This window comes from Gluconobacter cadivus, from assembly GCF_015244745.1.
In the GTDB taxonomy this organism is placed as follows: Bacteria; Pseudomonadota; Alphaproteobacteria; order Acetobacterales; family Acetobacteraceae; genus Gluconobacter; species Gluconobacter cadivus.
The window spans coordinates 77,077-103,425 of the sequence record NZ_JABCQI010000007.1 but is presented as its reverse complement, the minus strand read 5'-3'; the positions used below and the strand labels follow the sequence as shown (position 1 = coordinate 103,425).

General features: G+C 57.3%; 25 protein-coding genes and 1 tRNA gene. 15 read left to right on the top strand and 11 right to left on the bottom strand.

All coding sequences use genetic code 11. From position 1 onward, the window contains the following. Positions 1 to 110 precede the first annotated feature (110 nt). Positions 111 to 461, top strand: coding sequence for a zinc ribbon domain-containing protein YjdM (locus HKD28_RS11130; protein WP_194268180.1), 351 nt, complete (start codon positions 111 to 113; stop codon positions 459 to 461). On the opposite strand, the gene HKD28_RS11125 is transcribed toward HKD28_RS11130, so the two are convergent. Then, on the bottom strand, positions 448 to 2,127 hold the full coding sequence (locus HKD28_RS11125) for a SulP family inorganic anion transporter (protein ID WP_194268179.1): 1,680 nt from the start codon (positions 2,125 to 2,127) through the stop codon (positions 448 to 450). The genes HKD28_RS11130 and HKD28_RS11125 overlap by 14 nt on opposite strands. Positions 2,128 to 2,263: 136 nt before the next feature. On the opposite strand from HKD28_RS11125, the gene HKD28_RS11120 reads away from it, so the two are divergent. Continuing rightward, positions 2,264 to 2,995: an SDR family NAD(P)-dependent oxidoreductase gene (locus tag HKD28_RS11120; protein WP_194268178.1), complete on the top strand. Its 732-nt coding sequence runs from the start codon at positions 2,264 to 2,266 to the stop codon at positions 2,993 to 2,995. A 17-nt stretch (positions 2,996 to 3,012) separates the two neighbouring features. After that, positions 3,013 to 3,387, top strand: coding sequence for an ArsC family reductase (locus tag HKD28_RS11115; RefSeq protein WP_194268177.1), 375 nt, complete (start codon positions 3,013 to 3,015; stop codon positions 3,385 to 3,387). Here HKD28_RS11115 and HKD28_RS11110 read toward each other — a convergent pair. Beyond that, positions 3,362 to 4,267, bottom strand: a complete 906-nt coding sequence (locus tag HKD28_RS11110) for a helix-turn-helix domain-containing protein (RefSeq protein ID WP_194268176.1) — start codon at positions 4,265 to 4,267, stop codon at positions 3,362 to 3,364. The genes HKD28_RS11115 and HKD28_RS11110 overlap by 26 nt on opposite strands. Before the next feature lie 429 nt (positions 4,268 to 4,696). Here HKD28_RS11110 and HKD28_RS11105 point away from each other — a divergent pair, with 429 nt between their 5' ends. Beyond that, positions 4,697 to 7,168, top strand: coding sequence for a membrane-bound PQQ-dependent dehydrogenase, glucose/quinate/shikimate family (locus tag HKD28_RS11105; RefSeq protein WP_194268175.1), 2,472 nt, complete (start codon positions 4,697 to 4,699; stop codon positions 7,166 to 7,168). 78 nt (positions 7,169 to 7,246) lie between these two features. Further along, entirely contained in the window at positions 7,247 to 8,137 is an 891-nt protein-coding gene (locus tag HKD28_RS11100; RefSeq protein WP_194262516.1) for a transporter, read from the top strand. A gap of 3 nt (positions 8,138 to 8,140) precedes the next feature. Here the strand turns inward: HKD28_RS11100 and HKD28_RS11095 are convergent, their stop codons facing one another. After that, on the bottom strand, positions 8,141 to 9,616 hold the full coding sequence (locus tag HKD28_RS11095; protein WP_194268174.1) for an aminotransferase class V-fold PLP-dependent enzyme: 1,476 nt from the start codon (positions 9,614 to 9,616) through the stop codon (positions 8,141 to 8,143). Positions 9,617 to 9,725: 109 nt separating this feature from the next. On the opposite strand from HKD28_RS11095, the gene HKD28_RS11090 reads away from it, so the two are divergent. Together HKD28_RS11090 and HKD28_RS11085 are read left to right on the top strand one after the other, a co-directional pair. Then, on the top strand, positions 9,726 to 10,187 hold the full coding sequence (locus HKD28_RS11090) for an Lrp/AsnC family transcriptional regulator (protein ID WP_194268173.1): 462 nt from the start codon (positions 9,726 to 9,728) through the stop codon (positions 10,185 to 10,187). Positions 10,188 to 10,224: 37 nt separating this feature from the next. Then, positions 10,225 to 11,523, top strand: coding sequence for an amino acid permease (locus HKD28_RS11085; protein ID WP_194268172.1), 1,299 nt, complete (start codon positions 10,225 to 10,227; stop codon positions 11,521 to 11,523). Between the two features lie 4 nt (positions 11,524 to 11,527). Here the strand turns inward: HKD28_RS11085 and HKD28_RS11080 are convergent, their stop codons facing one another. Both HKD28_RS11080 and HKD28_RS11075 read right to left on the bottom strand, forming a co-directional pair. After that, on the bottom strand, positions 11,528 to 12,631 hold the full coding sequence (locus tag HKD28_RS11080; RefSeq protein WP_235993428.1) for a linear amide C-N hydrolase: 1,104 nt from the start codon (positions 12,629 to 12,631) through the stop codon (positions 11,528 to 11,530). 138 nt (positions 12,632 to 12,769) lie between these two features. Continuing rightward, entirely contained in the window at positions 12,770 to 13,168 is a 399-nt protein-coding gene (locus HKD28_RS11075) for a DUF4186 domain-containing protein (RefSeq protein WP_194268171.1), read from the bottom strand. Positions 13,169 to 13,318: 150 nt separating this feature from the next. On the opposite strand from HKD28_RS11075, the gene HKD28_RS11070 reads away from it, so the two are divergent. Next, positions 13,319 to 14,296, top strand: a complete 978-nt coding sequence (locus HKD28_RS11070) for an exodeoxyribonuclease VII large subunit (RefSeq protein WP_235993427.1) — start codon at positions 13,319 to 13,321, stop codon at positions 14,294 to 14,296. Positions 14,297 to 14,446: 150 nt separating this feature from the next. On the opposite strand, the gene HKD28_RS11065 is transcribed toward HKD28_RS11070, so the two are convergent. Next, on the bottom strand, positions 14,447 to 14,980 hold the full coding sequence (locus HKD28_RS11065) for a hypothetical protein (protein WP_235993426.1): 534 nt from the start codon (positions 14,978 to 14,980) through the stop codon (positions 14,447 to 14,449). Between the two features lie 106 nt (positions 14,981 to 15,086). On the opposite strand from HKD28_RS11065, the gene gap reads away from it, so the two are divergent. Next, positions 15,087 to 16,109, top strand: coding sequence for a type I glyceraldehyde-3-phosphate dehydrogenase (gene gap, locus HKD28_RS11060; RefSeq protein WP_194268169.1), 1,023 nt, complete (start codon positions 15,087 to 15,089; stop codon positions 16,107 to 16,109). Positions 16,110 to 16,112: 3 nt separating this feature from the next. Next, complete coding sequence (locus HKD28_RS11055) at positions 16,113 to 17,327, top strand: phosphoglycerate kinase (RefSeq protein ID WP_194268168.1); 1,215 nt, start codon at positions 16,113 to 16,115, stop codon at positions 17,325 to 17,327. Between the two features lie 108 nt (positions 17,328 to 17,435). Here HKD28_RS11055 and rpoH read toward each other — a convergent pair whose 3' ends face one another. Together rpoH and HKD28_RS11045 are read right to left on the bottom strand one after the other, a co-directional pair. Continuing rightward, on the bottom strand, positions 17,436 to 18,329 hold the full coding sequence (gene rpoH, locus HKD28_RS11050) for an RNA polymerase sigma factor RpoH (protein ID WP_194262523.1): 894 nt from the start codon (positions 18,327 to 18,329) through the stop codon (positions 17,436 to 17,438). Positions 18,330 to 18,573: 244 nt separating this feature from the next. Next, positions 18,574 to 19,542 carry an RluA family pseudouridine synthase gene (locus tag HKD28_RS11045; RefSeq protein WP_194268167.1) on the bottom strand — a complete coding sequence of 323 codons (969 nt, stop codon included), beginning with the start codon at positions 19,540 to 19,542 and terminating at the stop codon, positions 18,574 to 18,576. On the opposite strand from HKD28_RS11045, the gene HKD28_RS11040 reads away from it, so the two are divergent. Beyond that, a complete protein-coding gene (locus HKD28_RS11040; protein WP_194268166.1) occupies positions 19,541 to 19,915 on the top strand; it encodes a hypothetical protein in 375 nt (124 codons plus the stop codon). The genes HKD28_RS11045 and HKD28_RS11040 overlap by 2 nt on opposite strands. A 64-nt stretch (positions 19,916 to 19,979) precedes the next feature. Then, positions 19,980 to 20,456: a TspO/MBR family protein gene (locus tag HKD28_RS11035; protein WP_194268165.1), complete on the top strand. Its 477-nt coding sequence runs from the start codon at positions 19,980 to 19,982 to the stop codon at positions 20,454 to 20,456. A 7-nt stretch (positions 20,457 to 20,463) separates the two neighbouring features. Here HKD28_RS11035 and HKD28_RS11030 read toward each other — a convergent pair whose 3' ends face one another. Beyond that, positions 20,464 to 20,763, bottom strand: a complete 300-nt coding sequence (locus tag HKD28_RS11030; RefSeq protein WP_099287029.1) for an ArsR/SmtB family transcription factor — start codon at positions 20,761 to 20,763, stop codon at positions 20,464 to 20,466. Between the two features lie 97 nt (positions 20,764 to 20,860). Here HKD28_RS11030 and HKD28_RS11025 point away from each other — a divergent pair, with 97 nt between their 5' ends. Next, the gene (locus HKD28_RS11025) at positions 20,861 to 21,946 is read left to right on the top strand and encodes an alkene reductase (RefSeq protein ID WP_194268164.1); all 1,086 of its coding nucleotides are present in this window, start codon (positions 20,861 to 20,863) and stop codon (positions 21,944 to 21,946) included. Between the two features lie 45 nt (positions 21,947 to 21,991). Here HKD28_RS11025 and rlmB read toward each other — a convergent pair whose 3' ends face one another. After that, on the bottom strand, positions 21,992 to 22,840 hold the full coding sequence (gene rlmB, locus HKD28_RS11020) for a 23S rRNA (guanosine(2251)-2'-O)-methyltransferase RlmB (RefSeq protein WP_194268163.1): 849 nt from the start codon (positions 22,838 to 22,840) through the stop codon (positions 21,992 to 21,994). Between the two features lie 68 nt (positions 22,841 to 22,908). Here rlmB and HKD28_RS11015 point away from each other — a divergent pair. Both HKD28_RS11015 and HKD28_RS11010 read left to right on the top strand, forming a co-directional pair. Beyond that, positions 22,909 to 22,994 (top strand) — tRNA-Tyr (locus tag HKD28_RS11015). Between the two features lie 756 nt (positions 22,995 to 23,750). Next, positions 23,751 to 24,953, top strand: a complete 1,203-nt coding sequence (locus tag HKD28_RS11010) for a transcriptional regulator (protein WP_194268162.1) — start codon at positions 23,751 to 23,753, stop codon at positions 24,951 to 24,953. 205 nt (positions 24,954 to 25,158) lie between these two features. Here the strand turns inward: HKD28_RS11010 and HKD28_RS11005 are convergent, their stop codons facing one another. After that, complete coding sequence (locus HKD28_RS11005; protein WP_194268161.1) at positions 25,159 to 26,283, bottom strand: SMP-30/gluconolactonase/LRE family protein; 1,125 nt, start codon at positions 26,281 to 26,283, stop codon at positions 25,159 to 25,161. Between the last annotated feature and the right edge of the window lie 66 nt (positions 26,284 to 26,349).

The window sequence follows — 26,349 nt, the reverse complement described above, 5'->3', positions numbered from 1 at the left end:
GTTGATAGCGCGCGTCCTGTCAAACGAACAGGTTATGAAAACGGCCGATCCCCGTTTTGAAATACGGACTGCGTGCAGTAGTGTCCGGCCACAAACGAAAAAAGGTCATCATGGACAGCAATCTGAAATGCCCGGTCTGCGGGTGCGAACATGTTTATCCGGACGGCGCGCTGTGGATGTGCCCGGAATGTGCGCATGAGTGGAACCCGGCCGAGACGGGAGCGGAAAATGACGCGGCGTCCGGCGAGATCCGGGACGCCAACGGCAATGTTCTGGCGGATGGCGATACGGTTACGGTCATCAAGGATCTGAAGATCAAGGGCTCGTCCATGGTCGTCAAAGGCGGGACCAAGGTGAAGAACATCCGCCTGTCGGACGGCGGAGACGGGCATGATATCGCGTGCAAGATTGCCGGGATCGGGGCGATGAACCTGAAATCCGAGTTCGTCAGGAAGGCCTGACGGACGGCGCCGGGCCGTCCAGAATATCGTGGGCGGCTTTCAGCGCCGTATGTAGTTCAGGGTAGATATTCCCTGCTCCGAGGGCGGATGTGATGTGATGCCGGTCCATGTCTGAGCGCAGATAGACGCTCACTCGTCCGAAAATCAGTGTAATTCCGCGCTCCTGGAGTTGCGCGATCAGATCCCGCAGGTCGGCGGCGGCGGAATAGTCGATGTCCGTGACGGGGCTGGCATCGAGGACAACACAGCGGACCGGGTGTGGCGCGTGGTCCACCAGAGCCAAAAGGTCCTGCCGAAAGCGCGTCGAATTGGCGTAGAACAGATCCGCGCAGAATCGGAAGACGATGAGGCCCGGAAGCGTTTCCAACCCGTTCTTCGCAGGCAGGGCTTCCAGAATGCCTGTGCCTGCGGCCTGTTGCAGGACTACCGTATGCGGCTCGTAGCTGTGCCGGACATGGCGAAACAGCGAGAGCGCGATGGCGAGGAAAATGCCTTCCTCAACACCAACCCCCACGACAACGGCGGCGGTCGTCATGGCCAGCCAGAATTCCCCCGGGCTTTCCTGCCGGATTGCGCGCAGGCTTTTCAGGTCGATCATCTCGATGGCGACGGTAAAAACAATCCCGGCCAGAACGCAGCGGGGCAGGGCCTCCAGCGGGCGTGTCAGAAACAGCAGCACCATGAGCGTCATACAGGCGAACGTTACCTGCGCGACCTGACTGCGTGCGCCGGAACGCACCGCCATCGCGGTCTGGGTGGGGCTGCCATTGACGGTGAAGGTACCGCTCAGACCGGCAGCGATATTTGCGGCGGACAGCCCCAGAAGGTCGCGGTTTTCATCGACGGTTTCATGAAACCGCTCTCCGAAGACCCGGGACGTGGCGGCACTCTGCGCGATGATGACGAACACGCAGGACGCCGCCACGGGCAGGAGGCCGAGGAGTTCGTTCCATGAGACATCCGGCAGGTCGAAATGCGGCAACCCGCCCGTAACATGGCCGAGTGTGGGAACGCCGTGATGCGGAAGGTTTAGCCCCATGCTCAGCGCGATGCTGCCGATAACGACACAGAGCCCGGTTGGCAGATGCGAGGCGAGGCGCTGTCCGGTCATGAGAACCCCGACCGTAAAAGCGGAAAGTCCGGCGACAACAAGGCTGGCCTGCGGGATCTGCCGAAGCGTGCCATACGCCTGAAGCAGCGGGTTATGCGCGCTGACGGACACGCCGAGCATGTCGTGTAGCATCGCGATGCAGACCTGCACGCCCACACCGGCCAGAAACCCGGTGAGAACGGTACGGGATAGGAAATCTGCCAGAAATCCCAGACGGAAGACCCGCGCCACAAGCAGGAGGGCTGCACAGAGCAGCGCTGTCATGCTGACGAGCGCCATGTAATGCGGGCTGCCCTGCGGCGCCATCTTGCCAATCGCGCTTGAGAAAATGGCCGCCGTTGCGGAATCGGCTGCGACAACCAGATGTCGGGAGGACCCAAAGGCTGCAAATGCCACAAGCGGCAGCAGAACCGTATAAAGTCCTGTAACCGCGGGCATGGCCGCAATGCGCGTATAGCCCAGCACCTGCGGAATATTCACCGACGCCAGCGAGAGCCCCGCGATAATATCGGTCCATTTCCGGCGAGGCGCTGTGGGTTGGGGCTGTGCTGACATGAGCTGTGTTTTAGGCCTGTGGTCGGGATCTGTCTTCACAATGTTCCGGAGGAGGTTGGGTCCGGCTCGAAAATGGCTCATGATCTGCCAGATCAAGGACGGATCTTTCGTCCATGCAGCCAGAAGGAACAGGATCATGACCCAGAGAGTAGCGCTCGTGACAGGTGGATCACGCGGCATCGGTGCGGCCATTGCGCTGAAGCTGGCGCAGGATGGTTTTGATATCGCCATTACTTACGCCCGCAATGAAAAGGCCGCGCAGAAAGTCGTTGGCGAAGTCGAAGCACTCGGGCGTCGTGCCGTTGCGGTACAGGCTGATGGTGGCAGCGCGGACGGCAACATCGCAGCGATTACGAAGACGCATGAGGCGTTCGGGCGTCTGGACACGCTGGTGTGCAATGCAGGCATCTATCCCTATGGCCCGATCGCCCAGATGAGCGTGACGCAGATCGAAGATGTTCTGAACCTCAACCTGCGTGCGGCGATGATCGAGACGGTTGAAGCCCTCAAATACATGACGACGGGTGGTCGCCTGATCTATATCGGCTCGGCTTTTGGCGAGCGCGCACCTTTTCAGGGTATTTCACTCTATGCCGCGACGAAGGCCGGTCTGATCGGGTTTGCAAAAGGCGTGGCGCGGGATCTCGGGCCGCAGGGCATTACGGCGAATGTCGTCGAGCCCGGCCCGATCGCAACCGATCTCAACCCCGAAGACGGTCAGGGTGCCGCTGTCATCCGCAGCTTCACGGCCACGGAATCCTACGGCAAGGTTAACGACATTGCCCGCACGGTGTCCTTCCTCGCCAGTCCCGATGCGTCCTACATTACGGGCGCATCCATTCTGGTGGATGGCGGCCTCGTCGCCTGAGACCGGAGACAGATTTCATGTCCGTCACGATCTACGGAATCCCCAACTGCGATACGATGCGCAAGGCCCGCTCATGGCTGGCCGAGCACGGTGTTGCGTTCACTTTCCATGACTATCGCAAAGACGGAGTTCCGCAGGCGCGGCTGGAAGGCTGGGTTGCGAAACTGGGTTGGGAAAAGCTCCTGAACCGCTCGGGAACGACGTTTCGCAAACTGCCGCCCGAGCTTCGGGAGGCTCTGGATACGGACCGGGCGCTGGCGCTCATGCTGGAACATCGCGCCATGATCCGGCGTCCTGTGCTGGAGGGGCCGGATGTGCTGCTGGTCGGGTTCCGACCCGACGACTACGCAAAGGCTTTGTCCGGTCCTAGTGATCCAGACCAAGCGCCTTGATTTTGCGGTGCAGTGTGGCGCGGCTCACGCCTAAAAGACGTGCGGCCGCGCTCACATTTCCACGGACTGTCCCAAGGGCGGAGCGGATCACCTGCGCCTCTGCCCGCCGGAAATTTGGCTCTTCCTGACTGTCGAGCAGAGGCAGGAGCGCCGGAAGGCCCGATAATTCGCCTTTCGGCCAGTTCATATGCTGGCGGCTGGCATGGGTGGCGCCACGGATATGCCCGTCCCGATCCAGCGCAACCAGCATGGCCGAAGACGATGTCGACGGCCCAAGCGTCAGGATCATGTCCTCCCGGAAACGGTCGTGAAACAGTTTCTCTTCGACGCGCCGGGCCGTTGTCTGGAGCGCATCCATCAGAAGCGGCGCGGCAGGCAGCACGTTCTCGGCCACGAAAGAACTGATGTCGATGGCCCCGGCGAGATCCCCGATGGAGTTATAAACCGGCACGGCCATGCCGGTCAGCTTACGGAAACACAGACGCCAGTGCTGGTCGTGAACGACCATGACCGGGCGTTCCTCGCGCAGACAGGTGCCGATCGCGTTGGTCCCGGCATTGGCTTCATCCCAGACCGCACCCGCCTGAAAACGCCACCGTCGGCAGCCGCTCAGATTGCTGCGCTGCGTGTGCCGGGAGAGGACGACGCCGGTGGGGTCGGCCAGCATGACCGTAAAATCCAGTGGATCCACGAGCGTATGCAGGCGCTGCATTTCCGGCAGGGCGCTCTGGATCAGGCGCTGCGTACGGCCGCTGACAAAGCGCAGTTCGGGCTGGCTGAGCACCTGCGTTTCCCAGCGTTCGGACGGATCCAGATTGTAGTTCGTGGAGCATCTCGCCCAGGAATCCGACAGGCATGTCCGGGCAGCGGCAGCGGTCATTGTGCCCCCCGTGCGGCGGGATAAGGCACCCGGTGTCGAAAACCTGTCGCAGTTCTGCGACAGGTGCGGCGCAGACAGTCACAATCGGGTGAGGGTGGAACCATACGGGATAGCCTGCGGCGAAGACATTCAGGAATGACGGGTTCTGGAAAAGGCGAAGCGTTGCGTATCGGGTGTGTTTCTTCGCAGGCCATCGGTAACGCAATACTCCTTTCTTTTCCGGTTCAGTGCTGTGGGTCGGAAGGGACACAGGCATGAAAGCCGGAGCTTTTGCAAGCGCCGGTCATTGCCGCTCCTGACGTACGAACAGAGCTGTCCCGTCCGTCACAGCCATGACGGAGCGCTAACGGTAACGCGTTCCGCCGATGATCAGGAAAGACAAATCATTTCAGAGAGAATGGTTTTCGTTTTTCGCAAGAACGAGGTGTCATGTCTGCTTCACTCCAGAGGGTAATGTCTCCATTAACCTCTATCCTGCTCGCAGTTGTCGGGCTTTTCCTGCTGGGAGGGGGAGGATATCTCCTCGTTCTCGGTGGTTCGTGGTTCTATGCCCTGATGGGTCTTGTGATGCTTGCCGCCGCGGGTGTCAGCTTCCGCAATCCGCTGCTGGGCGCGCGTCTGTACGCTGCACTGCTGCTGGTGGCGACCATCTGGTCTGTCTTCGAAGTCGGGTTCGACATCTGGGGTCTGGAAGTCCGTCTCTTCACGCTCGTGGGGATCGCGGCCTGGATGCTGCTGCCATGGGTGTGGCGGACCGGTCAGACCTGGGTTTCGGACAAGCGCGAGCTTCTCGGTTCTGCCGTGATCGCGATGATTGCGATTATCGCAAGCTGCTTCACGTCCTACTCCATCAACGGCACGCTCCCCGCTGACCGTATGGCCGCGACCAACCAGTCCGACCTGACGGCCAAGGACACGCCCGACGCCGACTGGCCGGCCTATGGCCGTACGGTGGGTGGAGACCGCTACAGCCCGCTGGCCCAGATCACGCCTGCGAATGTCAGCAACCTCAAGCGCGCCTGGGTGACCCGTACGGGTGACGTTCAGAAGGCCGATGAAGGCGTTGTTGCAGGCCCCGATCAGGGCCACGAGTTCAACCTTGAAGTCACCCCGATCAAGGTCGATGACACGCTCTATCTCTGCACGCCGCATAACTGGGTCATGGCGCTCGATGCCAAGACCGGCAAGGTGAAGTGGAAGTTCGATCCCAAGCCTGCTGCCGAGGATCTGGCTGCGAACGTCTATCTGGCCTGCCGTGGCGTGTCTTACTACAAGGCGCCGGACGACTATACGGCTCCTGACGGCTCCAAGGCCTGCCAGAAGCGCATTTTCTCCCCGGTCGGTGACGTCCGCCTACTGGCGGTTGATGCTGAAACCGGCAAGCCCTGCGAAGATTTCGGCGAGCACGGCTTCATTTCCCTGCGCCAGTATCTCGGTCATGTTCCGCATGGCTTCCACTTCGTGACGTCTCCGCCGCTGGTGGTGAAAGATCGCGTTGTTCTGGGTGGTTGGATTTTCGACAATCAGGCGAATTTCGAGCCCTCCGGTGCAATCCGTGCGTTCAACCCGATCAACGGTGAGATCGAATGGGCCTGGGATGCCGGCCATAATCCGGAAAACTGGAAGCCCGGCCCGAACGACGAGCTGACCCGGGACACCCCGAACGCATGGGGCGTTTACACAGCCGATCCGGAACTGGGCCTTCTGTATCTGCCGATGGGCAACTCGCCGCCGGACAACTGGGGTGGCTCGCGCCGTCCGTTCGACGATGCGACGTCCAGTGCCACGATCGCCCTCGATATCGAGACGGGTGAACGCCGCTGGACCTTCCAGACCGTGCATCACGATCTGTGGGACATGGATCTGGCCATCGGACCGTCCATGGTCGATCTGCCCGGTCCGAATGGTGAAAATATTCCGGCTCTGATCCAGAGCACGAAGCGCGGTGAGTTCTTCGTTCTGGACCGCCGCACCGGCAAGCCGGTTCCGGGCTATCCGGTCGAGGAACGTCCGGTTCCGACCGCAGGTGTCGCACCGGACGATCACGTGACGCCGACGCAGCCTTTCGCTGTCGGTCTGCCGTCCCTGACGCCGCCTGATCTGAAGGAAAGCGACATGTGGGGCGCGACGCTGCTGGATCAGATGATCTGCCGCATCCAGTTCCGTCAGTCCGCTTACGAAGGTCAGTTCACGCCGCCGCATGTCGGCAAGACGACGATCGTCTATCCGGCATTCTATGGTGTGGTGGACTGGCAGGGCGCCTCAATCGATCCGCAGCGTAAACTGCTGATCGCCAATGCGAGCTACCTGCCGTTCCGGATCCGTCTGGAAAAGCGTCAGAAGGCCGAAAACGCTGGTATTCTGCCGAAGTGGAATGGTCAGGGCGACAAACCGGAAGCCAAGGGCGATGCGCTGAGCGTTTCTCCCGACTACGGCACGCCCTACATCGCTTATACCAGCCCGTGGCTGAACCCGCTTCAGATCCCCTGCAAGGGACCGGTCTGGGGTACGATCACCGCCATCGATCTGGTGACGAAGAAAATCGTCTGGCAGCATCCCGTCGGCACCACGCGCGACACGGGTCCTTTCCGGACGCATAACAACCTTCCGCTTCCGACCGGCATGTACAACATCGGCGGCAGCGTCCTGACCAAGGGCGGCGTGTCCTTCATGGGAGCGACGGCCGACGATTACCTGCGAGGTTTCGACATGTCGAACGGCAAGGTCATCTGGCAGGACCGTCTGCCTGCTGGTGGACAGGCAACACCGATGTCCTATCAAATTGATGGGAAGCAGTATGTTGTGATCGCCGCAGGTGGTCATGGGGGCCTTGGCACCCGCAGCGGTGATTATATCATCGCCTATAGCCTGAATGGAGACCAGAGCGCCGCCGCGCACTGAGCCTCCGCTTACGGACGGAGCGTGTCCCCCTGAGGACACGCTCCACACTCCCGCTCAATCTCTATGGAAATTCACGTCATGCGTCGCAAATTCACGCTCGGAGTGCGTCTTGGTGCCCTGACCGCCTGGTTGCCTGCTGTTGCTCTTGTTCCGGGTTTTGCCGCTCATGGCGCGGATATTCCCCTGGCCATCATCGGCCCGCACGAATACGACCTGCCGGTGGATTTCAAGCCATTCAACGTCGTCGTACAGTATGGCGACGGGAATGCTGCCGGTTCAGTCTATGACAGCGGCGGCCAGCGCCGGGCGCATGGCGGCAGCCATACCTGGAGCGGCATGACGAAATACGTACATTTCCGTAGCTTCGACGCGATCCCGCATGTCAGCTTTGCGTTCGAGCTCATCCAGTCCGAGGCCTATACGCTGGCCAACGGGCAGAACTGGGGCGGTCTGGGGACGACGATCGTTGGCCCCGCAGCATGGTTCAAGCCCAATAAACACAGTACGCTCGGCATCCAGACCTTTATGGAAACCCCGTCAGGGACGCGGGATTCCATGGCGATGCATTACTGGGCGAACCTGTCGAGCATCATTTTCGACTACGAATGGAAGCATTTCAGCTTCGATGGCGATCTGGGCAGCGTCGTGAGTTCGACCAAACACCGTAACGGCGAGCATAGCTATTCGCCCGGCAACGTGTTCTACACGAACCTGCGTTTCAGCTGGAAAGCCACATCACGTTTTGAGCCGTTCTTTTCGCTCGACTGGCAGAACAGCGGCGGCATGCACGACAACACATCCAATCTCTGGGTCGCCAATTCAAGCAGCCGCGAAACGGCGCTGGGCGTCGGTGCAATGTTTTACATCACCAAACGCCTGTCGTTCACGCCTCGTTATTCCCATTCGGTCGAAGGACGGAACGTGCCGGAAACGAACGCCTATTACATGAAGATCGCCTATCTTTTCTGACCGTCAGGCCGCCGCCTTCGGCCGGAAACGTGCCGTGGTGATGTCACAGTCATACTGTGCGGCGGTTTCGCAGGGATTGCTGGCGAGTTCGTTGACGGCCTCCAGAATACGTTCAACCTTGGCGTCATCCATCAGCACGCTGAAATTCAGACGTGTCCAGCCCGGCTTTTCGATTTCCTGACCGGACAGGATGGCGCCACGGATCTGACCGGACTCAGTCTCGTCGATCCCCAGCAGACGATGCGCGTACGGCCCCGCGCACGCACAGCCGCCACGCACCTGAATGCCGTAACGGTCCGACAGCATGCGCGTGAAAAGCTGTTGATGGATGAACACATTGTTCTTCACATCGCGGATCCGGAATGAAAAGATCGGAAGCGCAGCAGCGGTCGGGTGGCCCAGAATTTCAATGGCGGAATTGCTGCTCCAGGCTTTTACGGCCCGGGCGCGTAGTTCCGCATTACGCTGCGCCATATAGGCGTCTCCGATGACATCCTTGACGATGAAGGCCAGCGCGGCACGGATGTCCCCGATCACGTTCGGCGTGCCGCTTTCCTCGCGGGACGCAAGATTGGCGGAATAGTCGTGGTTCCACGGCGAGACGAACCGCACGGTGCCTCCGCCCGGAAGAACGGGCAATGTGCGCGAGACTGCGGCGTTGCGCACAATCAGAATGCCCGAAGCCGCAGGGCCACCGATAAATTTGTGGCAGGAAACGACAACTGCATCTTTCTCGAATGGCGTTCCGGGCTGCATGTCGATCGGGCAGTACGGTCCGGCTCCGGCATAATCCCAGATCGACAGGGCACCATTTTTCTTGAGCAGGGCGGTGACGGCGTTCACATCCGTCAGAATGCCCGTGACGTTGGAGGCGGCCGAGAACGAGCCGATTTTCAGGCGGTCCGCCGGGCAGGATTTCAAGGCCTCTTCCAGAATAGACAGGTCGGGCCCGCCTTCGGCTGCCTCAGGAATTTCGACGATCTCCGCCCCGCTCTCGCGCCAGGGCAGGATATTGGAATGGTGCTCGTAAGGGCCGATAAAGACGATCGGCCGCTTTCCTGCATCACACAGAGCCGGAATCTCCAGCAGATGCACCAGACGGTTTAGCCCTGCCGTCGCGCCATTCCCCATAAAAATGGTTGTAAAATCGGAGGAGGGAGCGTGGCAGAGCTGCGAGATGGTCGCGCGGGCGCTGTTGCGCAGCCGCGTCATGTAGGCGCCGCAGAAGGAGGCTTCGGTGTGGCTGTTGGCATAGAAGGGCAGGATCTCGTCCATGATGAACGTCTCGATCTGCTTCAGCGCACGTCCGGAGGCAACATAATCGGCGTAGAGCAGTGATTGCGTGCCGAACGGCGTCGAGAACTTCGCACCATCGCCGATCACGCCCTTGGCGAGCGCTGCCAGCCCGTTGCTGCGCAATGTCTGCTCGAACTGTTCAAGAATGGCGGTGCTGTTGTCGAGATTGCCGATCGTTTCCATAGCGCGATGTTTTCCCCTGCGTGATAAACGAACGATAGACCGACCGAACGCGCGAAAACCGCTTCTTTTTTGAGGATAAAAAATCCTTTTTGTGGTCATATGATGCGTTATGGCCAGAAGAATCGATCAAACAGACAGGGCGATCCTGAGAATCCTCCAGAAACAGGGTACGCCCTCGCAACGTGAACTCGCTGAGAAGGTCGGGCTGTCGCAGAATGCCTGCTGGCGGCGGCTGAACGCCCTGCGCGAGGATGGGGTGATCGCTCATGATACGGTCCGTCTCAATGCGACTGCGCTGGGCTTGACGCTGACGGTGTTCGTGTTGATGCGAACGCGCCACCACTCACGCGAATGGTTCGAGACATTCCGCAAGGTTGTCGGTTCGATCCCGAACATAGTTGATTTTTATCGGATCGCGGGCGAATACGATTACCTTTTGAAGGTGGTGGCCTGCGACATGAACGATTTCGACCGTGTGTATCAGCAGATCATCAGCAAGGTGGAACTCGATGCCATCACGTCATACATGACCATGGAAACCCTGGCGGACAACAGGGACCTTCCGGTCTGAAACGCCCATCCCGTCCACAGCAGGAAGTCTTTTGTCCATGAGCCAGCCCGACCAGCTTGCCCACAGTCTGCGTACGCGCCATGTCGTCATGATCGCCCTCGGGGGGGTGATCGGTGCAGGATATTTCATCGGGGCGTCCGCGGCACTCTCGCTGGGTGGACCTGCGGTCCTGCTCTCTTATGCGCTGGCCGGAACGCTGGTGTTTCTGGTCAATCTGATGATGCGCGATCTGGCGCTGAAAGTACCTGGACGGGCCTCATTTTTGGGGCAGATCCAGTATGCGCTTGGGGAGCGTGCAGCCTTTGTCGCGGGCTGGGCGTACTGGCTGACATGGATCATTGCGATTGCCGTGGAAGTCATCGCGGTCGCGACAATGCTCGCTCCCTATATTCCGCTGCCTTATGCCGTTATCGAGGTGCTTATCATGGCCCTGATGACAGGCGTGAACCTCATGTCCGTCAAAGGGTACGGGGAATTCGAATACTGGTTCTCGGCCATCAAGGTTCTGGCGATTGTCTGTTTCATCGGGATCGGTGTTTGGGCGCTGCTGAGTCGCCCTATTCCGGTGCATGAAAACCTGTTCGCGCATGGCGGTCTTTTGCCGCATGGCTGGCTGGCACTGCTGGCAGTCATTCCGACCATCCTGTTCTCCATGGGCGGCAGCGAGATTTCCACCGTCGCAGCCGTTGAATCCGACAATACGGAGCAGAATATCGTCCGCGCCACGCGCTCCATCGCGCTGCGGATCGGCGGGTTCTATATCGTCTCGATCGCGCTGGTCCTCTGTCTGGTGCCGTGGAGCGATGTGGTGTCAGGTTATTCGCCGTTCCTGCTGGTGCTGCACCGCCTGCACGTGCCATTCGCGGACGTGGCCCTTGCGCTTGTGGTGATGACGGCGGCGCTGTCCAGCCTCAATTCCGGGATCTACGTGACATCGCGTATTTTGTACGAACTGGCAGAATCCGGGTCTGCGCCCAAGCTGTTCCTGACGGTGGATACCTCCACGAAACTCCCCCGTCGGGCCATTCTGGTGAGTGCGCTGGCCTCCATTTTCGTCGCGGCCGTGGCCGTGTTGTCGCCAACGCTGATCTTCGGGCTGCTCGTCAGTCTGACGGGCGGGTTCATGGTGTTCAACAACACCATGATCGTGGCTGGACGTCTGAAACTGGTGCGGGAGTCTGCGTGGAGGGCCTATGCAGCGCTGGTACTGATTGCCTGCACGCTGGTTGCCATGCTGATTCAGCCCGAAACGCGCTCACAGATTATTCTCGGGGCAGGCGCGCTCCTGCTGATCTTCGCCGCAGAACGGTTCGTTCCACGGCGCCAGCCGGACTGATGCCTCAATAAGGCACAGCCAGATCCCGGTTGTTGATTTTTTCAAAGACCGGTTTTGGGGTGTCGTGAAACGTCTGGAATGAGAATTTCCGGTAACTGATATCCTTATATCCCCGGACGAACATCACCCCGTCGCTCAGGTCGGAGAGGGCTGTCCAGACGGTGTATTCAGAGACCGTTTTGCCGGATTCCTTCTGTGTCTCGCCGCCAAGCGTATCAGTGGTAATGTTTTTCATGCGATCGAACCGGTTCATGATATGCGCCAGAATATTGACCGCATCCCCCGATGACTGGGCCACGGGTGCATAGCTGGTGTAGTAAACGCCGCGAATGAAACGCCCGACAGACGTGTCTGAGGATGGCAGATCCGAGGCCGCAATCCCGCTATCCGGCTGGACGACCTTGATGCCTCCCAAAGTGGCCGCAGATCTGTCCTGATTGGTCAACTGCGTATAATTATTCAGGTTCTGAAGATGCCACGGAAAATCCGGCCCGTTTGTCATGACCTTTGTCGGGTTGTCATAGACATGAAATTTTCCATTGAGTGTCTCAACGACGATGCTTCCGCCGTTTTTATCGTAAAACGCAAAATGAAAAGGCGATTTCACACCGCCCAGTCTGGCTAGAACAGGAGACCAGAAATGCCCATTGTCAACGGCTTTCCGGACTTCATCCACGGTGGCGAAATTAGCCAGTGCCCATTCCCCAAGCGATGTTACGGGGACGGACTCTAGATAGTCTGATTCCGCAAGTGGAGTGAGGGTGGCGTCCGGCACCATATTGGCGCTGAAAGACAGGCCCGCCCCATTCATACCCTCAAGCATGTTGTGGTCGTCACCATCATCATAGACGGGCGTGGTAATCGCCAGAATGGGATAGAGAGACTTGTAATGCGCTCCGGCACTGCCGTTCGGCGCTTTTTTCTGGAAGGCCGTTTGTGCTGGATAGAAAGTCACCCATGACGGCAGATCTTCAGGAAGCTCCAATGTGCGTCCATGAAAAACATGGCCTTTGTTATCCGTAATCGCCAGGCTTGAGCAGGCCTGTCCGATTGCCGGAAATAAAAGGACAGAGGACAGCATCATACTGGAAAGAGACGTTATTTTCATTGGGCTGGTCCTGAAAATCGTATTGATAATTTTTGTGTGGATAATTCAGAATTTTCCATCTTCACTAAAGACGAAATATTTATCGGGAAGTTTCTTAACTTGGAGTAAAGTCACATTATGAGCCATGGGCTGGGACTTCTAGAATAACGCTCCCTGTGCCGGGCTTCCGGGGATGCTCGCCCCAAAATCCCGCTCGATCCAGCATCGGAGCACGCGCAGGATCTGCTTCTGCTGTTCTGATGTCAGGGGCTTGCCCGGCCCCATGCCGTGCCATTTCGACAGACAACTGCGGCAACAGGCCCCCGTCGCATGCTGGGCGATGAAGACCGGATGACCGCGCATGGGGGTTTGTTTTCCGTCGCGCGGTGGATGTGCCGGAGCGAGGCGTTCGGCGATGAACGTTGCCCCATGCTCCATGACCGCATCAAGGCCCCGGCTTTCCAGATAGAGTCGGGCCTGATCGTCCAGATGAAAGCGTGAGCGGAAACGGGATCGGGCGAGGCGTTCGAAGAGATCTTCGGGGTCAAAACGGCTCACTGATCCACAACCTTCTGAAAAACAGGCAAAAAATCGCGTGAGAGGACGCAAGCCCCCTGTAAGAACATTTGTTCTTTCTCCATATGGTGATGAATGGACGCTTTTCCGAGACGCTCCCGCTCATCTTCCGGGGCAGGAGACATCACAACATTGACGGTTCTCTCGCCGCTACAGGTGCAGGACCTGTTCTCTGCGCGGCTGGAAGAAATCTGTGCGGCTTTCGACGACTGGGGCTTTCCGCTGATTGTGGCGGGGCAACTTGGCGATGCCGCGCCCAATTCCTATCCTAAATATTACCAGCTTCCGCTGACCGATCCGCAGTTCGGGACTGCCCTGTCGCTGGAGGTGCAGAAATCCGTTCTGGCGCGAGCGGGTATCGGGCCCGGTGATTATGTCCATGTGACGGGCATGCTGCGGGCGCGCCAATATCGGGGGCAGATTGTGCTGCGTTTCGAGGCGGTGGCCGTTGAACTTCACGATCCTGCGCGGCAAAAGGTCGAGCGTGCCGAACGCTCCGTACTCGACGTTCTGCGCGGACTGCCCTGCATCTCGCATCCTTATCCAACACGGCCCGAGGCGCGTCTCCTGCTGATCCATTCAGCGGCCTCAAGTGCACTGGTAGCGGAAGACTTTCTTCAGGCGCTTGGCGGCGCGTGGCGTCCGGAACGTGTCAGAAGCCTGCCCACGGCCATGAACGATCCCGGCCGTCTGGCGGAAGCGATTGGCACCTGTCGTGAAGAGATCGTTGTTCTGATCCGCGGCGGCGGAGATGCTTCGGATTTCGTGGTGTTTGAAAGCCCACAGGTGATGGAAGCACTGGCGGTCTGTCCGGCGCATCGCGTTCTGGGTGTGGGACATACGGCCAACCGGACGCTCGCCGAGCGTGTTGTGGATCATGCTGCCACGACACCTGCCGATGCTGGGCACTATATCCGGCGTATGAGTGGCCGGATCTGGCAGGAGCAGGAAGAAGCCCGCGCGCAACAGGAAGAAATGGCCGCACTTCGAGACAGCGTGGCGCTGAATATTGCGCCGGAACGAGCACCGATCGGAACTCGTCTGCGGAATGGGTTGATCCTGCTTGCGATCGGCCTGATGCTGGGGCTGCTGCTGACGCGGCTACTCTGACCTGTCAGGCTGTCGTGCGTTTCGTTGTGATCAATCAGACCACACGCGATGTGTCCGCGAAATAATTATCCTTGGCGCCGAACCTGAAAAAGTACGGCGCTGAGACACTGCATTTCGGCAATTCGTGGTGTGTTCTGTCGTTTATGGCCTTCAGCGAACATCCACACGGACGAACGGTTTTGTGGCCGACGGATCAGTCATGGCGTGCATTTCGATCTGGATGGACTGGGCACCGGCTTTTTCAATATGAGCTGCCACACCCGCTGCCAGATGATCGGTCACGTCCGTCAGAGCCTGTGCCTGTGCGTCCGGATTGGGTTGGGGTGGAGCGAAAGCCTGTACGATGAACAGGACATTTGCCTTGCGTGACAGGGCAGTTTTCGCGGCCCGTTCGACAATGGGGCCGTATTCGGATTCCGGCGTGCCGTCTGGAATCGACAGGAACGGAGCATGCGGTGGGGGAGCCGGAGGTGCGGGCGGAATATAGGGGTGTGGAGGTTTGCCCGCGTTCGGATTGAACGTGCGCTGGTCCAGCAGCTTACACCCTGACAGCAGGGGCGCGGCCAGAAGCAGCCCTCCCATCAGGAGGGCGGAGTGCGGAACAAAGCCCCGCTGCGAACGGAAATGTCGGACGAATGGTGCCATATCGCGCGGAACCGTCGCAGGAACGGAGGGTTTGAGCAAGATTATAGAGTCAACTTCATGAAAAACTGTTGATGCCCCCTGTCGCTCTGCTGTGGCGGTGCTATGGAGGATGCCCGAGTTTTTAAAAAACGGAGTAGGGCAGGTCATGGCTGTAAAAATCGCGATCAACGGTTTCGGACGGATCGGACGGCTGGTGCTGCGTGGCATCATCGAGAGCGGTCGTACGGATGTCGAGGTTGTCGCCATCAACGATCTGGGTTCCGTCGAGGCCAACGCGCATCTGCTGGCGTATGACAGCACGCATGGCCGCCTTCCAGGTACGGTCCGCGCCGAGGGCAACAGCCTGATCATCGAAGCGAATGGCCGCACCTACGGTCCGATCACGGTCTCGGCTGAGCGTAACCCTGCACAGGTTCCGTTCCAAGGCGTTGACGTGGCGATGGAATGTACGGGTCTGTTCACGTCCCGCGAAAAGGCCGCTGCCCTGCTTGAAGCCGGTGCAAAGCGCGTCGTCATTTCCGCTCCGGCTACGGACGTCGATGCGACGATCGTGTTCGGCGTGAACAACGACGTTCTGACGCCCGACATGAAGATCATCTCCAACGCGTCCTGCACCACGAACTGCCTCGCCCCCGTGGCATCGGTTCTGGACAAGGCCTTTGGAATTGAATGTGGCTACATGGTCACGATCCATTCCTACACGGGCGACCAGCGCACGGTGGATACCCTGCACAAGGACCCGCGCCGCGCCCGCGCCGCAGCCCTGAACATGATCCCGACCTCCACGGGTGCTGCCAAGGCCGTTGGTCTGGTTCTGCCGCATCTGAAGGGCAAGCTGGACGGAACTTCCATCCGCGTTCCGACGCCGAATGTCTCGGTCGTCTCGCTGGATTTCGTCCCGACGCGCGCTCCGGCGTCCGCCGAAGCCGTCAACGAAGCCATTCGTGCCGCTTCGCTCGAAGGCTCCCTGAAGGGTATCCTCGAATACAACACAGCGCCGCTCGTCAGCTCGGACTTCAACCATGACAAGGCATCGTCGATCTTCGATGCGACGCAGACGGTCCTGGTCGATGGTGGCAAGCTGGTGCGCGTCTGCTCCTGGTACGACAACGAGTGGGGCTTCTCCAACCGCATGGCCGATACGGCAGCCCTGTTCGGGAGTCTCTGAGTGATGGCCTTCCGCACCCTTGATGGTGTGGACGCACGCGGCAAGCGCGTGCTGGTCCGCGCCGACCTCAACGTCCCGATGCATGATGGCGTCATTACCGATGACACCCGTCTGCAACGGGTTGCGCCCACGATCCGCGAACTGGCCGACAAAGGCGCGCGCGTCGTGGTGTTCAGCCATTTCGACCGTCCGAAGGGACAGGTCGTCCCGGCTCTGTCGCTGCGCCCGATCGCGCTGAAGCTCGGCCAGATCCTCGGCCAGCCGGTCGGCTTTGTCGCCGAATGCGTCGGTCCGACCGTGGAAGCCGCAGTCGGCGGGATGGCGGACGGGGACATCATCGTTCTCGAAAACACGCGCTTTCATGCGGGTGAAGAGGCCAATGACCCGGCCTTCGCCAAGGCTCTGGCACAGAATGGCGACATCTTCGTCAATGACGCGTTCTCTGCCGCGCATCGTGCCCATGCCTCGACCGAAGGCGTGGCGCGGGATCTGCCGTCTTTTGCTGGACGTCTGATGCAGGCGGAACTGAGCGCGCTGTCGGCGGCTCTGGAGAACCCGGAGCGCCCGGTCGGTGCGATCATCGGTGGTTCCAAGATCTCGACGAAGCTCGATCTGATCGGGAATGTCATCGAGAAGGTGGACACGCTGTTCATCACAGGGGCGATGGCCAACACGTTCCTCGCGGCTGAAGGCATGAATGTGGGCAAGTCCCTGCAGGAAGCCGACATGCACGAGACGGCGCGGAAAATCGCCCATCTCGCGCAGGAAAAGGGCTGCGAGATCATCCTGCCCGTCGATGCGGTCGTGGCGCGCGAGTTCAAGGCCAATGTCCCGACCGAGACCTGCCTGATTGGCGAAGTCCCGGACGATGCCATGATTCTCGATGCTGGTCCGCGTACGGTTGAACTGATCCGCGAGCGTCTGGACACGCTTAAAACGCTGGTCTGGAACGGTCCGCTGGGGGCTTTCGAGATCGCGCCTTTCGACAAGGCGACCGTCGATGTCGCGCAATATGCCGCGCAGCTGACGGAAGAGGGCAAGCTCAAGACAATCGCTGGCGGCGGCGATACGGTCTCGGCTCTTCGTCATGCCGGTGTCGTGGACAAGATGACCTATGTTTCCACGGCTGGCGGGGCTTTCCTCGAATGGCTGGAAGGTAAAATTTTGCCGGGGATCGAGGTTCTTCGTTCCGCGGGCCACGATCTGGGGCTCACCTGAACAAAAGCCGGGGAGGGCAACCTTCCTGGCTTTTTTATTCAGAAGTCAGCCTGTCATAAAAAAAGCCCGTCGGAATATCCCAACGGGCTTTTTTCGTGATGTGTCTCTTCAGGCCTGAAGGCCGTTTTCGCGGCGGCGCAGTTCCACTTCCGCGGCCATGGCTTTCTGGAGCTTCTCCATGGCACGCGCTTCGATCTGACGGATACGCTCGCGTGAGACGTTATAATGATGGGAGAGATCTTCCAGAGTGGAGGGCTCTTCCTTCAGGCGCCGCTCACTCAGGATGTGACGCTCACGCTCGTTCAGCGTCATCATGGCCTGATCCAGAAGCGCCTTGCGGCCCGTGAACTCTTCAGAAGCAGCATAGGTCTGCTCCTGATTGTCGTGGTCGTCCACGAGCCAGTCCTGCCATTCGCCTTCGCCATCAATGCGGAGCGGTGCGTTCAGACTGTGATCCGGCGCGGCCAGACGCTGGTTCATGGACATGACGTCCTGTTCCGGCACACCCAGAGTGGTCGCGATGGAGTTGACCTGCTCTGGCTTCAGATCGCCGTCGTCAATCGCCTGCATCTGTCCTTTCAGACGACGCAGGTTGAAGAACAGCTTTTTCTGCGAGGCTGTTGTACCGATTTTCACCAGAGACCAGCTATGCAGGATGTATTCCTGCATGGCGGCGCGGATCCACCACATGGCGTAGGTGGCAAGGCGGAAACCACGCTCCGGGTCGAACCGGCGCACGGCCTGCATCATGCCGATATTGCCCTCACTGATGAGTTCGTTCACCGGCAGACCATAGCCACGATAACCCATGGCGATTTTGGCCACGAGGCGCAGATGGGACGTGACGAGACGGTGTGCCGCGCTTGTATCCTCGTTCTTGCGCCACTGGCGGGAGAGATCGAGCTCTTCCTGCGGGGTCAGCAGAGGGAACTTGCGGATTTCCTGAAGATAGCGGGTGAGGTTGTTCTCTGGACCCACTGAAATGACGGCTGGGGATGCCATGGTCTTCGACTCCTTTCGCCCGGGGCTTAACCCGCATCCGGATGAGATGGAGACTCATACGGACCGGCGACGGGATAGTTCCGTCTGACCCAGGTGACGCATTGGGAAGGACTTTCACGTCCCCGACCGTCAGCCCCCGGACTGGGCGACCTCTGGTGGTACGATCCGTTCCGGCGGCGCGTCAGCTCGTCGGATGAGCTTTTTATGACAGGCTCAGCCAAAAAAGTCAATGGCCTTTTAAGGTTTAGCCGATCAGTCTCTTTTTCAAGGTCTGGAAATCTTCTGGAGGGGTGGTTTCGAACGAAAGCTGCTTTTTCGTCCGCGGATGGATAAATCCGAGTCGGGTTGCGTGAAGCGCCTGACGGGGAAAATCGAGGGCCGCTTCCTTCGCATCCTGCGGCAGACCACGCGCCGCTGCGGGAATCCGCCGCAGGTAGACCGGATCGCCGAGCAGGGGGTGGCCTGCATTTGAAAGGTGAACACGGATCTGATGGGTGCGTCCAGTGGCAAGACGACATTCGATCAGGGAGACGGCGGCCTGATAGGGTTCGATCAGCTTGAATCGTGTCAGGGCAACCTTGCCGCCGCTTCCGACAACAGCCATGCGTTTACGATCCCGCTTGTCCCGGCCGATATTACCGTCGAATTCGCCTTCCAGCGGCAGGAGCCCCCAAGCGAGGGCCAGATAGGCCCGGTCGATGTCGCGGGCGGCGAAGGCTTCGGACAGGGCATTATGAACCATGGCCGTCTTGGCCACGACCATCAGGCCGGACGTGTCCTTGTCCAGACGATGCACGATACCGGGGCGCTTCTCCCCTCCGATTCCTTCGAAACCTTCTCCACAATGGCCGAGCAGGGCGTTGACCAGTGTGCCCGTCTCGTTTCCGGGAGCGGGATGGGTGACAAGCCCGGCCTGTTTGTCGAGCACGATCAGGTCGTCGTCCTCATACAGGATGTTCAGCGGGATCTGCTCAGCGATCGGACGGGCAGGGAGGGGCTCGGGGAATGTTAGCAGCAGTTCCATGCCGTCACGCAGCGTTTCCGCCGGTTCGCAGACCGTCTTTCCGTTGACGGAAAAGCTGCCGCCTTCAATCAGGGCCTTGACCCGGGAGCGTGAAACCGTGCCGATGGCGTCCGCCAGCGCGCGGTCGGCCCTCTGGCCAGCCGTGGACGCATCGACAACAAGACGGAATGGGGAAGCAGGATCAGACATGACACAGGGTGTAGCCGAGGAAATGGCGAACAGCGAGTCGCAGACACCAAAAGCGCTTCTGGCCGCTGTAATTTTGATGGGCGTGCTGATTATCGCGGCCGTTTTCGGATTGATCGGCGTGATTGCCTACCGCTTCCTGCATCCGCGTCCGAGCGTTACGGCAACTGTGCCGCTGGCTGAGGGAGGCTTCTCGCGCCTGGCTCTTCCGCTTGGTGCGGGCGAGCATATTACGGCCGTTACGGCGCGTCCTGACGGTCTGATGGCGGTGACACTCAGCGGTGCCGGAAGTGACCGGGTGCTGTTGTGGAACCCGGAGGCCGGAAAAATCGCTGCCGAACTGGATTTTGGAACCCCCGCACCATCTGCACCCTGATCGGTCTGAACCTGCCGCCGTGTTTCCGCGTTAAGGCGGCAGGTTTTGTGAAGGATCTCGGATAATGGGACGTCTGATTGATGCGGCCTTGGCCGTCGGTACGGTTTTTGGAGTGCAGTACGCCTCGCGTGAAATCAGCCCGGCGGATGATCCGTCCACGCGCCGGTGGTACGACCGGCTGAACAAGCCGCATTTCAATCCGCCCGGTCCGGTTTACGGCATCGTGTGGACGATTCTGGACGGGCTTCTGGCTTGGTCGGGGTATCGGCTTCTGCGTGCTGAAAAATCCTGTTGCCGGACGGCGGCGCTGATCCTCTGGGCCCTGTGCGTTGCAGGGGTGGCAGGCTTTCCGTTCTTCGTGTTCCGCAAACGGCAGCTTGGAACGGGTCTGGCCATTTGTGTCGGCCTGATCATGACGTCCGGAGCCTCGATCTGTGCAGCGCACAAGGTGGACTGCAAAGCAGCTTCAATGCAGGCTCCGTTTTTTGCATGGCTGATCTTCGCCACCTGCATTCACGAAGAAATCTGGCGTACGAACTAAAGACGCCTCAGGCGGCGTTCAGAATGGCCGCCATAAGCCCGGGAAACCGGGCGTCGAGTTCCTCGAGCCGTAGGGAATTACGGTGCTGAACGCCCTCGATCCGGGTTCTCAGGACGCCGCTCTCACGCAGGACCTGAAAATGGTGCGACATGCTGGATTTGGGCCGCGTTCCAATCAGAGTGGCGCAGTTGGCTTCCCCAACGCGCCCCAGATGTCGCACGATCTCCAGACGCGCGGGATCAGCCAGCGCACGCAGCACCGGAATCAGTTCGAATGTCGCGGAGTCAGGATGGTCGTAGGCAGCCATAAAGGTCTTATCCCTTTCCTGAAGTTTTATCGCAACACTTGCTTTGTTCGAGTTTTATCGAACAATATGGTGATCAGTCCATTGAAGGAGAAGCAGGATGCCAACGCTGTTCGATTCGATTGATTTCGGTCCCATTCACGCGAAGAACAGGATTCTGATGTCCCCTCTGACGCGCGCGCGCGCCGACAGGAATGCCGTTCCGACTCCGATCATGGCGGAATATTACGCCCAGCGCAGCAGCGCCGGATTGATTATCAGTGAAGCCACAGGCATTTCCCGCGAAGGTCTGGGGTGGCCGTTTGCTCCCGGCATCTGGTCGGATGAGCAGGTGGAAGCCTGGAAGCCGGTTGTGGCCGCGGTTCACGCCAAGGGCGGCAAGATTGTCTGCCAGCTTTGGCACATGGGACGGATGGTCCATTCTTCCGTCACGGGCACTCAGCCTGTTTCGTCGTCCGCGACCACAGCTCCAAACGAAGTTCATACCTATGAAGGCAAAAAGCCTTACGAACAGGCGCGTGCAATCGACGCCGCTGACATCAGCCGTATTCTGAACGATTACGAGAACGCGGCGCGTAACGTCATCCGTGCGGGTTTTGACGGTGTGCAGATCCACGCGGCCAATGGATATCTTATCGATGAATTTCTGCGGGATGGGACGAATCTCCGCACTGACGAATATGGCGGTTCGCCGGAAAACCGTATCCGCTTCCTGCGTGAAGTGACCGAGCGCGTGATTGGCGCGATCGGTGCGGAACGCACAGGCGTCCGCCTGTCCCCAAATGGTGATACACAGGGTTGCATCGACAGTGCGCCGGAAACGGTCTTTGTCCCGGCTGCCAAACTGCTTCAGGATCTGGGCGTGGCCTGGCTCGAACTGCGCGAACCCGGTCCGAACGGAACTTTCGGCAAGACGGACCAGCCCAAACTGTCCCCTCAGATCCGCAAGGTCTTTACCCGGCCGCTGGTTCTGAATCAGGACTATACGTTCAAGATGGCACAGGAAGCACTGGCAGAAGGACACGCCGATGCGATTGCCTTTGGCCGGAAGTTCATCTCGAACCCCGATCTGCCGGAGCGTTTCGAGCGCGGCATCGCTCTTGAACCTGACAATATGAAGACTTGGTACAGTCAGGGGCCGGAAGGATATATCGACTACCCGTCCGCGACCTCAGGCCCTAACTGAGCTTTGAGGCAGTCCGGGAGCTCTTGGTCGCTCCCGGATTTTCAGTCAGACGGGCCGGACGAGTTCGTACAGCGCGACCGCCGCAGCATTGGAAACGTTCAGGCTCTCCATGTCGCCGGGCATGTAAACACTGGCGATTTCGTCGCAGGTCTCACGCGTCAGGCGGCGCAATCCAGCCCCTTCGGCCCCCAGAACCAGCGCCACACGACGCCCGACAAACCCTTTTCCATCCAGTCGTGTGCCACCGGCATCCAGACCGACAACCCAGAAATTCTCGGCCTGAAGCGCCTGAAGGGCGCGGGAGAGATTGACCTCACGCAGAATGGGAACGAGGTCGAGCGCGCCTGAAGCTGCCTTCGCCATGGCGCCGCTTTCCTGCGGGGCATTGCGATCCTGCACCAGAAGCGCTGCCGCTCCGAACGCCGCAGCCGATCTGAGAATGGCGCCGATATTGCGCGGGTCCGTCACCTGATCAAGCACCAGAACCGGGCCGGTACGCTCGACGATATCGAGAATGGCGAGTGTTTCCAGAGGCTCAACACGCAGGCAAACACCCTGATGCACGGCATCGCGCTCACAGAGTTTGTCGAGGCGCTCACGGTCCACAATCTGCGGCTTGTGCGATGCGCCTTCGAAAGACGCCGCAGCTTCGCGCGTCGCCAGAAAATCATGGATCACACGCTCAGGATTGGCGAGCGCCGCCTGCACGGCATGGTGCCCATAAATCCAGTAGCCGGAACCGGAGTTGCCAGCATGACCGCGACCGGAACGGCCATTACGCCTGCCAGAGCGCTCATCGGAGGAGCGGGACGGCTGGTTAGCGTGCGCGGAGGGAGGGGAGGCGCGATCCGTAGAACGGTCGGGAGCGGAGCGGGAGGGAGATCTTCTGGCCATAAAAATCATATAATCGACAACAGGCGATTGACATAGCCGCCAATCCGCCATATCTCAACCGCCGACCCGGAGAGGTGCCCGAGTGGCTAAAGGGGGCGGACTGTAAATCCGCTGGCGTACGCCTACGTTGGTTCGAATCCAACTCTCTCCACCAGGTCACCAAAATCTAATAAATCAAATAATCATAACTTCGTGCCGGTAGCAGCCAGCTGCCAGTTCGTTGTTCTCTTGTCAGCGGTTCTCCCATCATAACGATGTGCATCGTGTGGCGCGCACAAGAGAAGTGATTTGAGCGGCAAAGATTTCCTCTTCCCAGAAATGTCGAGCGGGAGTTGCAAGAGGCGACAAACCGTTGCTTGGGAGCATAGTATCTTGGTTTCGAGAGGTATTTCGCTCAGCGTATGAACCAGTAGCAAGGATATTGCTCCTGGACTTTCATCAAACGGACGGATCGTTTTAGCGTCAGCGCCGGGTCTGACTGGGCTGGACTGCTTCAGATCACTATTTTTTCAATCCGAACCGGAGGCAAAGGAATCATATACTATACCTAGAATAGGAAGATTTCCCCAAGAATCCGCATTGTATATAAGGTAGATCCAGCTAGAACAGGCGCAGAAATTGTAGAAATTATATAGCATATATTTATGATATTCAGGTAAACATTTTCATTATATTCGACGTTATAGCGATTAATATATAATATAATACTAATATTTATTCTATATTTTCATAGTAGTATTTTTTTAATTTGGAATTTACGAAATCGATTGTGAGATTAATTTTTGAGGAACTCAAATCCCTCAGCGTCGTTCACAACGGTATAGTATTATACAAAAAAAACAAAATAAAAAAATATAAGTAATTATATTTTTTGGAGAATGCTATGGTCTTCTGTAATGAATTTATTTCGATGAATTTCTCAAAGGCGCAGGAAGTTCCAACAAAAAAAAATATAAAAAACACCATTATTGTAACTATAAGTGGTATTGGGCATGAAGATGAATCAGAAAAATATATCTTGCTAGAAGATAGTTTTTTAGATTTTAACGTTTTAGGAATAACAAATAAAAAAAGAGATTTCTTCATAAATGATTCTACTGAAAATTCTCTTGATTTTCTAAGAAATTTTCTAAAAGATTTTTCTAAAGTAGTAATAATAAGCCATTCTATGGGAGGATTTTTTGCATTTTATATATCTAGCTACATAAAGGTAGATTTATGCATTGTTTGTAGTCCATATTTATCTCTTTCAGAAAAGGAAATGAATTTAAATGATAGTGAAGAGTTTATTTTATTTGACAAAATAAATAAAAGCTACATAGAAAATTACTGCCTTAATAATATTAAGGTATCATCCCTTTCACCAAAAGATCAGGATAAATTTATAGTTATACTTGATTTATCAATAAAAGATGATAATAAGACATTTTACTTAATTAACAAATTTCTTAATAAAATTAATGTTGTTGTTCTTCCGGGTTTGGGGCACTTATCATTATATTGCCTTGAAAAAAGAAAAATTCTTAGTTCTGTGATTAGAAATCAATTAAATGAATCCTATTCATTGCCGACTAAAAACATATTAGAACATATTCTTAATTCTTATCTCGAATTTCCTCTTTCCCGAGAGGAAAAGATTTGCATTAAAAATCAAATATATTTTAATAACCCAGATCAATATGGAGGATACTACTATTTCGTTTATGATTATCTTCCAAATGAAGAAAGCTCGGAGTTATTTATTATTATTAACAAACACGGTTATATAATGAGTTTTTATTCGTCGATAGCGGGCTCCTTTTGGTCAGAGTTTCCATTCGAAGATAATAGATTTTCTCCTATTATCGTAGATAGCCAAAAAAAAACATGTTTTTGCTTCTATAATTCCAGTCTTATTGAAATGGATTATAATAAAATTAGTATAGAGACAAATAAAATTGATAAATTTTATCGAAAAATTCCTTTTTCAAGAGATTTTTTTGAAATATATTTTAATAATTTCAAGTTTGATGATAAAATTGAAATTTATTCTGCAATAGATATAAATAAAAAAAAGAAAAAAAATAAATTCGCCTTTGTTTTAAATAAAATAACGCGATTTTTCAGAAGGTAATAATAAATATTTACTATAATTTCTATTATTATAGATGTATCGCATATCATAAAAAAGATAGAGTATATTATCCAGGTTTTCGAGATAGTTTCAACACAGAAAACGGTAAATGCCGGAGCGAGAAGTGTCTGTCCCGGGATTCCCGTATTAATATGATCAGAAAATGCGCCGGAGAGTTTACGAGTGATCTCCGGCGGTACTGTCTTCAGTCCAGCGGTGCGATTTTCACGACAATATACGGCATGACTTCGAGGTCTTTGCCGTTATGAAAAACCGGCAGGCGTGCCCATTGTCCGACCGTGCCGTACAGAGCGCCATTGGCGTAAGTCAGACCATCGGGTTCGGTCAGGCGCGGGTCATGTGCCACCACGGAAACCTGACCATCCGGCCGGTGTCGCAGGATGGCATGGCGCTCATCATCCGTGATGTAGAGCGAACCGTCCGGGCCAGTTGCCATACCATCGCCCACTCCGGTTTCGCCTTCATCCTTCACAGCCTTTTCCAGATTGGCTTCGCTGGTGTTCGGATCAGACAGAACAGCGGTTGGCGCAGAATAGAGGCGGCGGCTGCTCTGCGGCTGCCAGTAGAGCGTCTGTTGGTCTGGGCTGAGAGCAATCCCGTTTACGCCACCCTGAGGGATCGTGGCATGCGCCGGATCGTAGCGTCCTGCCACACCGTCCATTACGGCAACAAAGCCCTGAACCGGCATGACGGAGACCGTGTCCGCCAGAATGCGACGCTGATGTCCCGTGGCCAGATCAACGACGATCAGTGCGGGATGCACATCGACGGACGTGTCGGTAATGAAAGCGGTTCCCGCCTTGCCATGAGTCAGGTCGATGCGGACGTCATTGACGTGGCTGTCCGGCAGAAGGGCTGGGGCGCTGAGGGGAATGACCTGCGCGATTTTTCCGTTCGCGGGGTCAATCCGGAAGAGCTTTTGCGCGCCTGCTACCGTTCCTGTGCCAGCGACCATGCCTTCATCCAGAACCCAGAGCTGCCCGTTGGCATCAACGGTCATACCTAGCGGCGAGACGAACTGTTCCTGTGAGGCGGCATCGGGGAAGGGGGTCAGCTTACCTTTCGCATACAGTCCCAGTTTCGGGCCGGAATGGTCGTGGGCGCTCCGGGGGAAGCCGAGCACCATGCGTCCATCGGGCAGAACGGCAATGCCGGAAGGTTGAGCGTTGGAAAAGCGTCCGATGATCTGCACATTGCCGGACGGAAGTGTGCCTTTGTCGACGGTTTCGGCGGCGAGAAGGGGGGAGGCAGTAGTAAGTGCTGCAATACCGACGCTGAAAGCGAAGGTTAGAAATGTCTGACGAGCCATAGCTGAGATCTCCTTTACCGATAAAGGAACAGAATGGCTCAGGCATGACAACCCACGCCCACGTGA

Bases quoted from the DNA above. Each gene is read 5' to 3' on its own strand.
- HKD28_RS11055 (WP_194268168.1), top strand. From the start codon at position 16,113: ATGGCCTTCCGCACCCTTGATGGTGTGGACGCACGCGGCAAGCGCGTG.
- HKD28_RS11100 (WP_194262516.1), top strand. From the start codon at position 7,247: ATGCGTCGCAAATTCACGCTCGGAGTGCGTCTTGGTGCCCTGACCGCC.
- HKD28_RS11125 (WP_194268179.1), bottom strand. From the start codon at position 2,127: ATGTCAGCACAGCCCCAACCCACAGCGCCTCGCCGGAAATGGACCGAT.
- HKD28_RS11105 (WP_194268175.1), top strand. From the start codon at position 4,697: ATGTCTGCTTCACTCCAGAGGGTAATGTCTCCATTAACCTCTATCCTG.
- HKD28_RS11025 (WP_194268164.1), top strand. From the start codon at position 20,861: ATGCCAACGCTGTTCGATTCGATTGATTTCGGTCCCATTCACGCGAAG.
- HKD28_RS11030 (WP_099287029.1), bottom strand. From the start codon at position 20,763: ATGGCTGCCTACGACCATCCTGACTCCGCGACATTCGAACTGATTCCG.
- HKD28_RS11115 (WP_194268177.1), top strand. From the start codon at position 3,013: ATGTCCGTCACGATCTACGGAATCCCCAACTGCGATACGATGCGCAAG.
- HKD28_RS11085 (WP_194268172.1), top strand. From the start codon at position 10,225: ATGAGCCAGCCCGACCAGCTTGCCCACAGTCTGCGTACGCGCCATGTC.
- HKD28_RS11010 (WP_194268162.1), top strand. From the start codon at position 23,751: ATGAATTTCTCAAAGGCGCAGGAAGTTCCAACAAAAAAAAATATAAAA.
- HKD28_RS11080 (WP_235993428.1), bottom strand. From the start codon at position 12,631: ATGAAAATAACGTCTCTTTCCAGTATGATGCTGTCCTCTGTCCTTTTA.
- HKD28_RS11035 (WP_194268165.1), top strand. From the start codon at position 19,980: ATGGGACGTCTGATTGATGCGGCCTTGGCCGTCGGTACGGTTTTTGGA.
- HKD28_RS11005 (WP_194268161.1), bottom strand. From the start codon at position 26,283: ATGGCTCGTCAGACATTTCTAACCTTCGCTTTCAGCGTCGGTATTGCA.
- HKD28_RS11120 (WP_194268178.1), top strand. From the start codon at position 2,264: ATGACCCAGAGAGTAGCGCTCGTGACAGGTGGATCACGCGGCATCGGT.
- HKD28_RS11040 (WP_194268166.1), top strand. From the start codon at position 19,541: ATGACACAGGGTGTAGCCGAGGAAATGGCGAACAGCGAGTCGCAGACA.
- rpoH (WP_194262523.1), bottom strand. From the start codon at position 18,329: ATGGCATCCCCAGCCGTCATTTCAGTGGGTCCAGAGAACAACCTCACC.
- HKD28_RS11130 (WP_194268180.1), top strand. From the start codon at position 111: ATGGACAGCAATCTGAAATGCCCGGTCTGCGGGTGCGAACATGTTTAT.
- gap (WP_194268169.1), top strand. From the start codon at position 15,087: ATGGCTGTAAAAATCGCGATCAACGGTTTCGGACGGATCGGACGGCTG.
- rlmB (WP_194268163.1), bottom strand. From the start codon at position 22,840: ATGGCCAGAAGATCTCCCTCCCGCTCCGCTCCCGACCGTTCTACGGAT.
- HKD28_RS11110 (WP_194268176.1), bottom strand. From the start codon at position 4,267: ATGACCGCTGCCGCTGCCCGGACATGCCTGTCGGATTCCTGGGCGAGA.
- HKD28_RS11090 (WP_194268173.1), top strand. From the start codon at position 9,726: ATGGCCAGAAGAATCGATCAAACAGACAGGGCGATCCTGAGAATCCTC.
- HKD28_RS11045 (WP_194268167.1), bottom strand. From the start codon at position 19,542: ATGTCTGATCCTGCTTCCCCATTCCGTCTTGTTGTCGATGCGTCCACG.
- HKD28_RS11095 (WP_194268174.1), bottom strand. From the start codon at position 9,616: ATGGAAACGATCGGCAATCTCGACAACAGCACCGCCATTCTTGAACAG.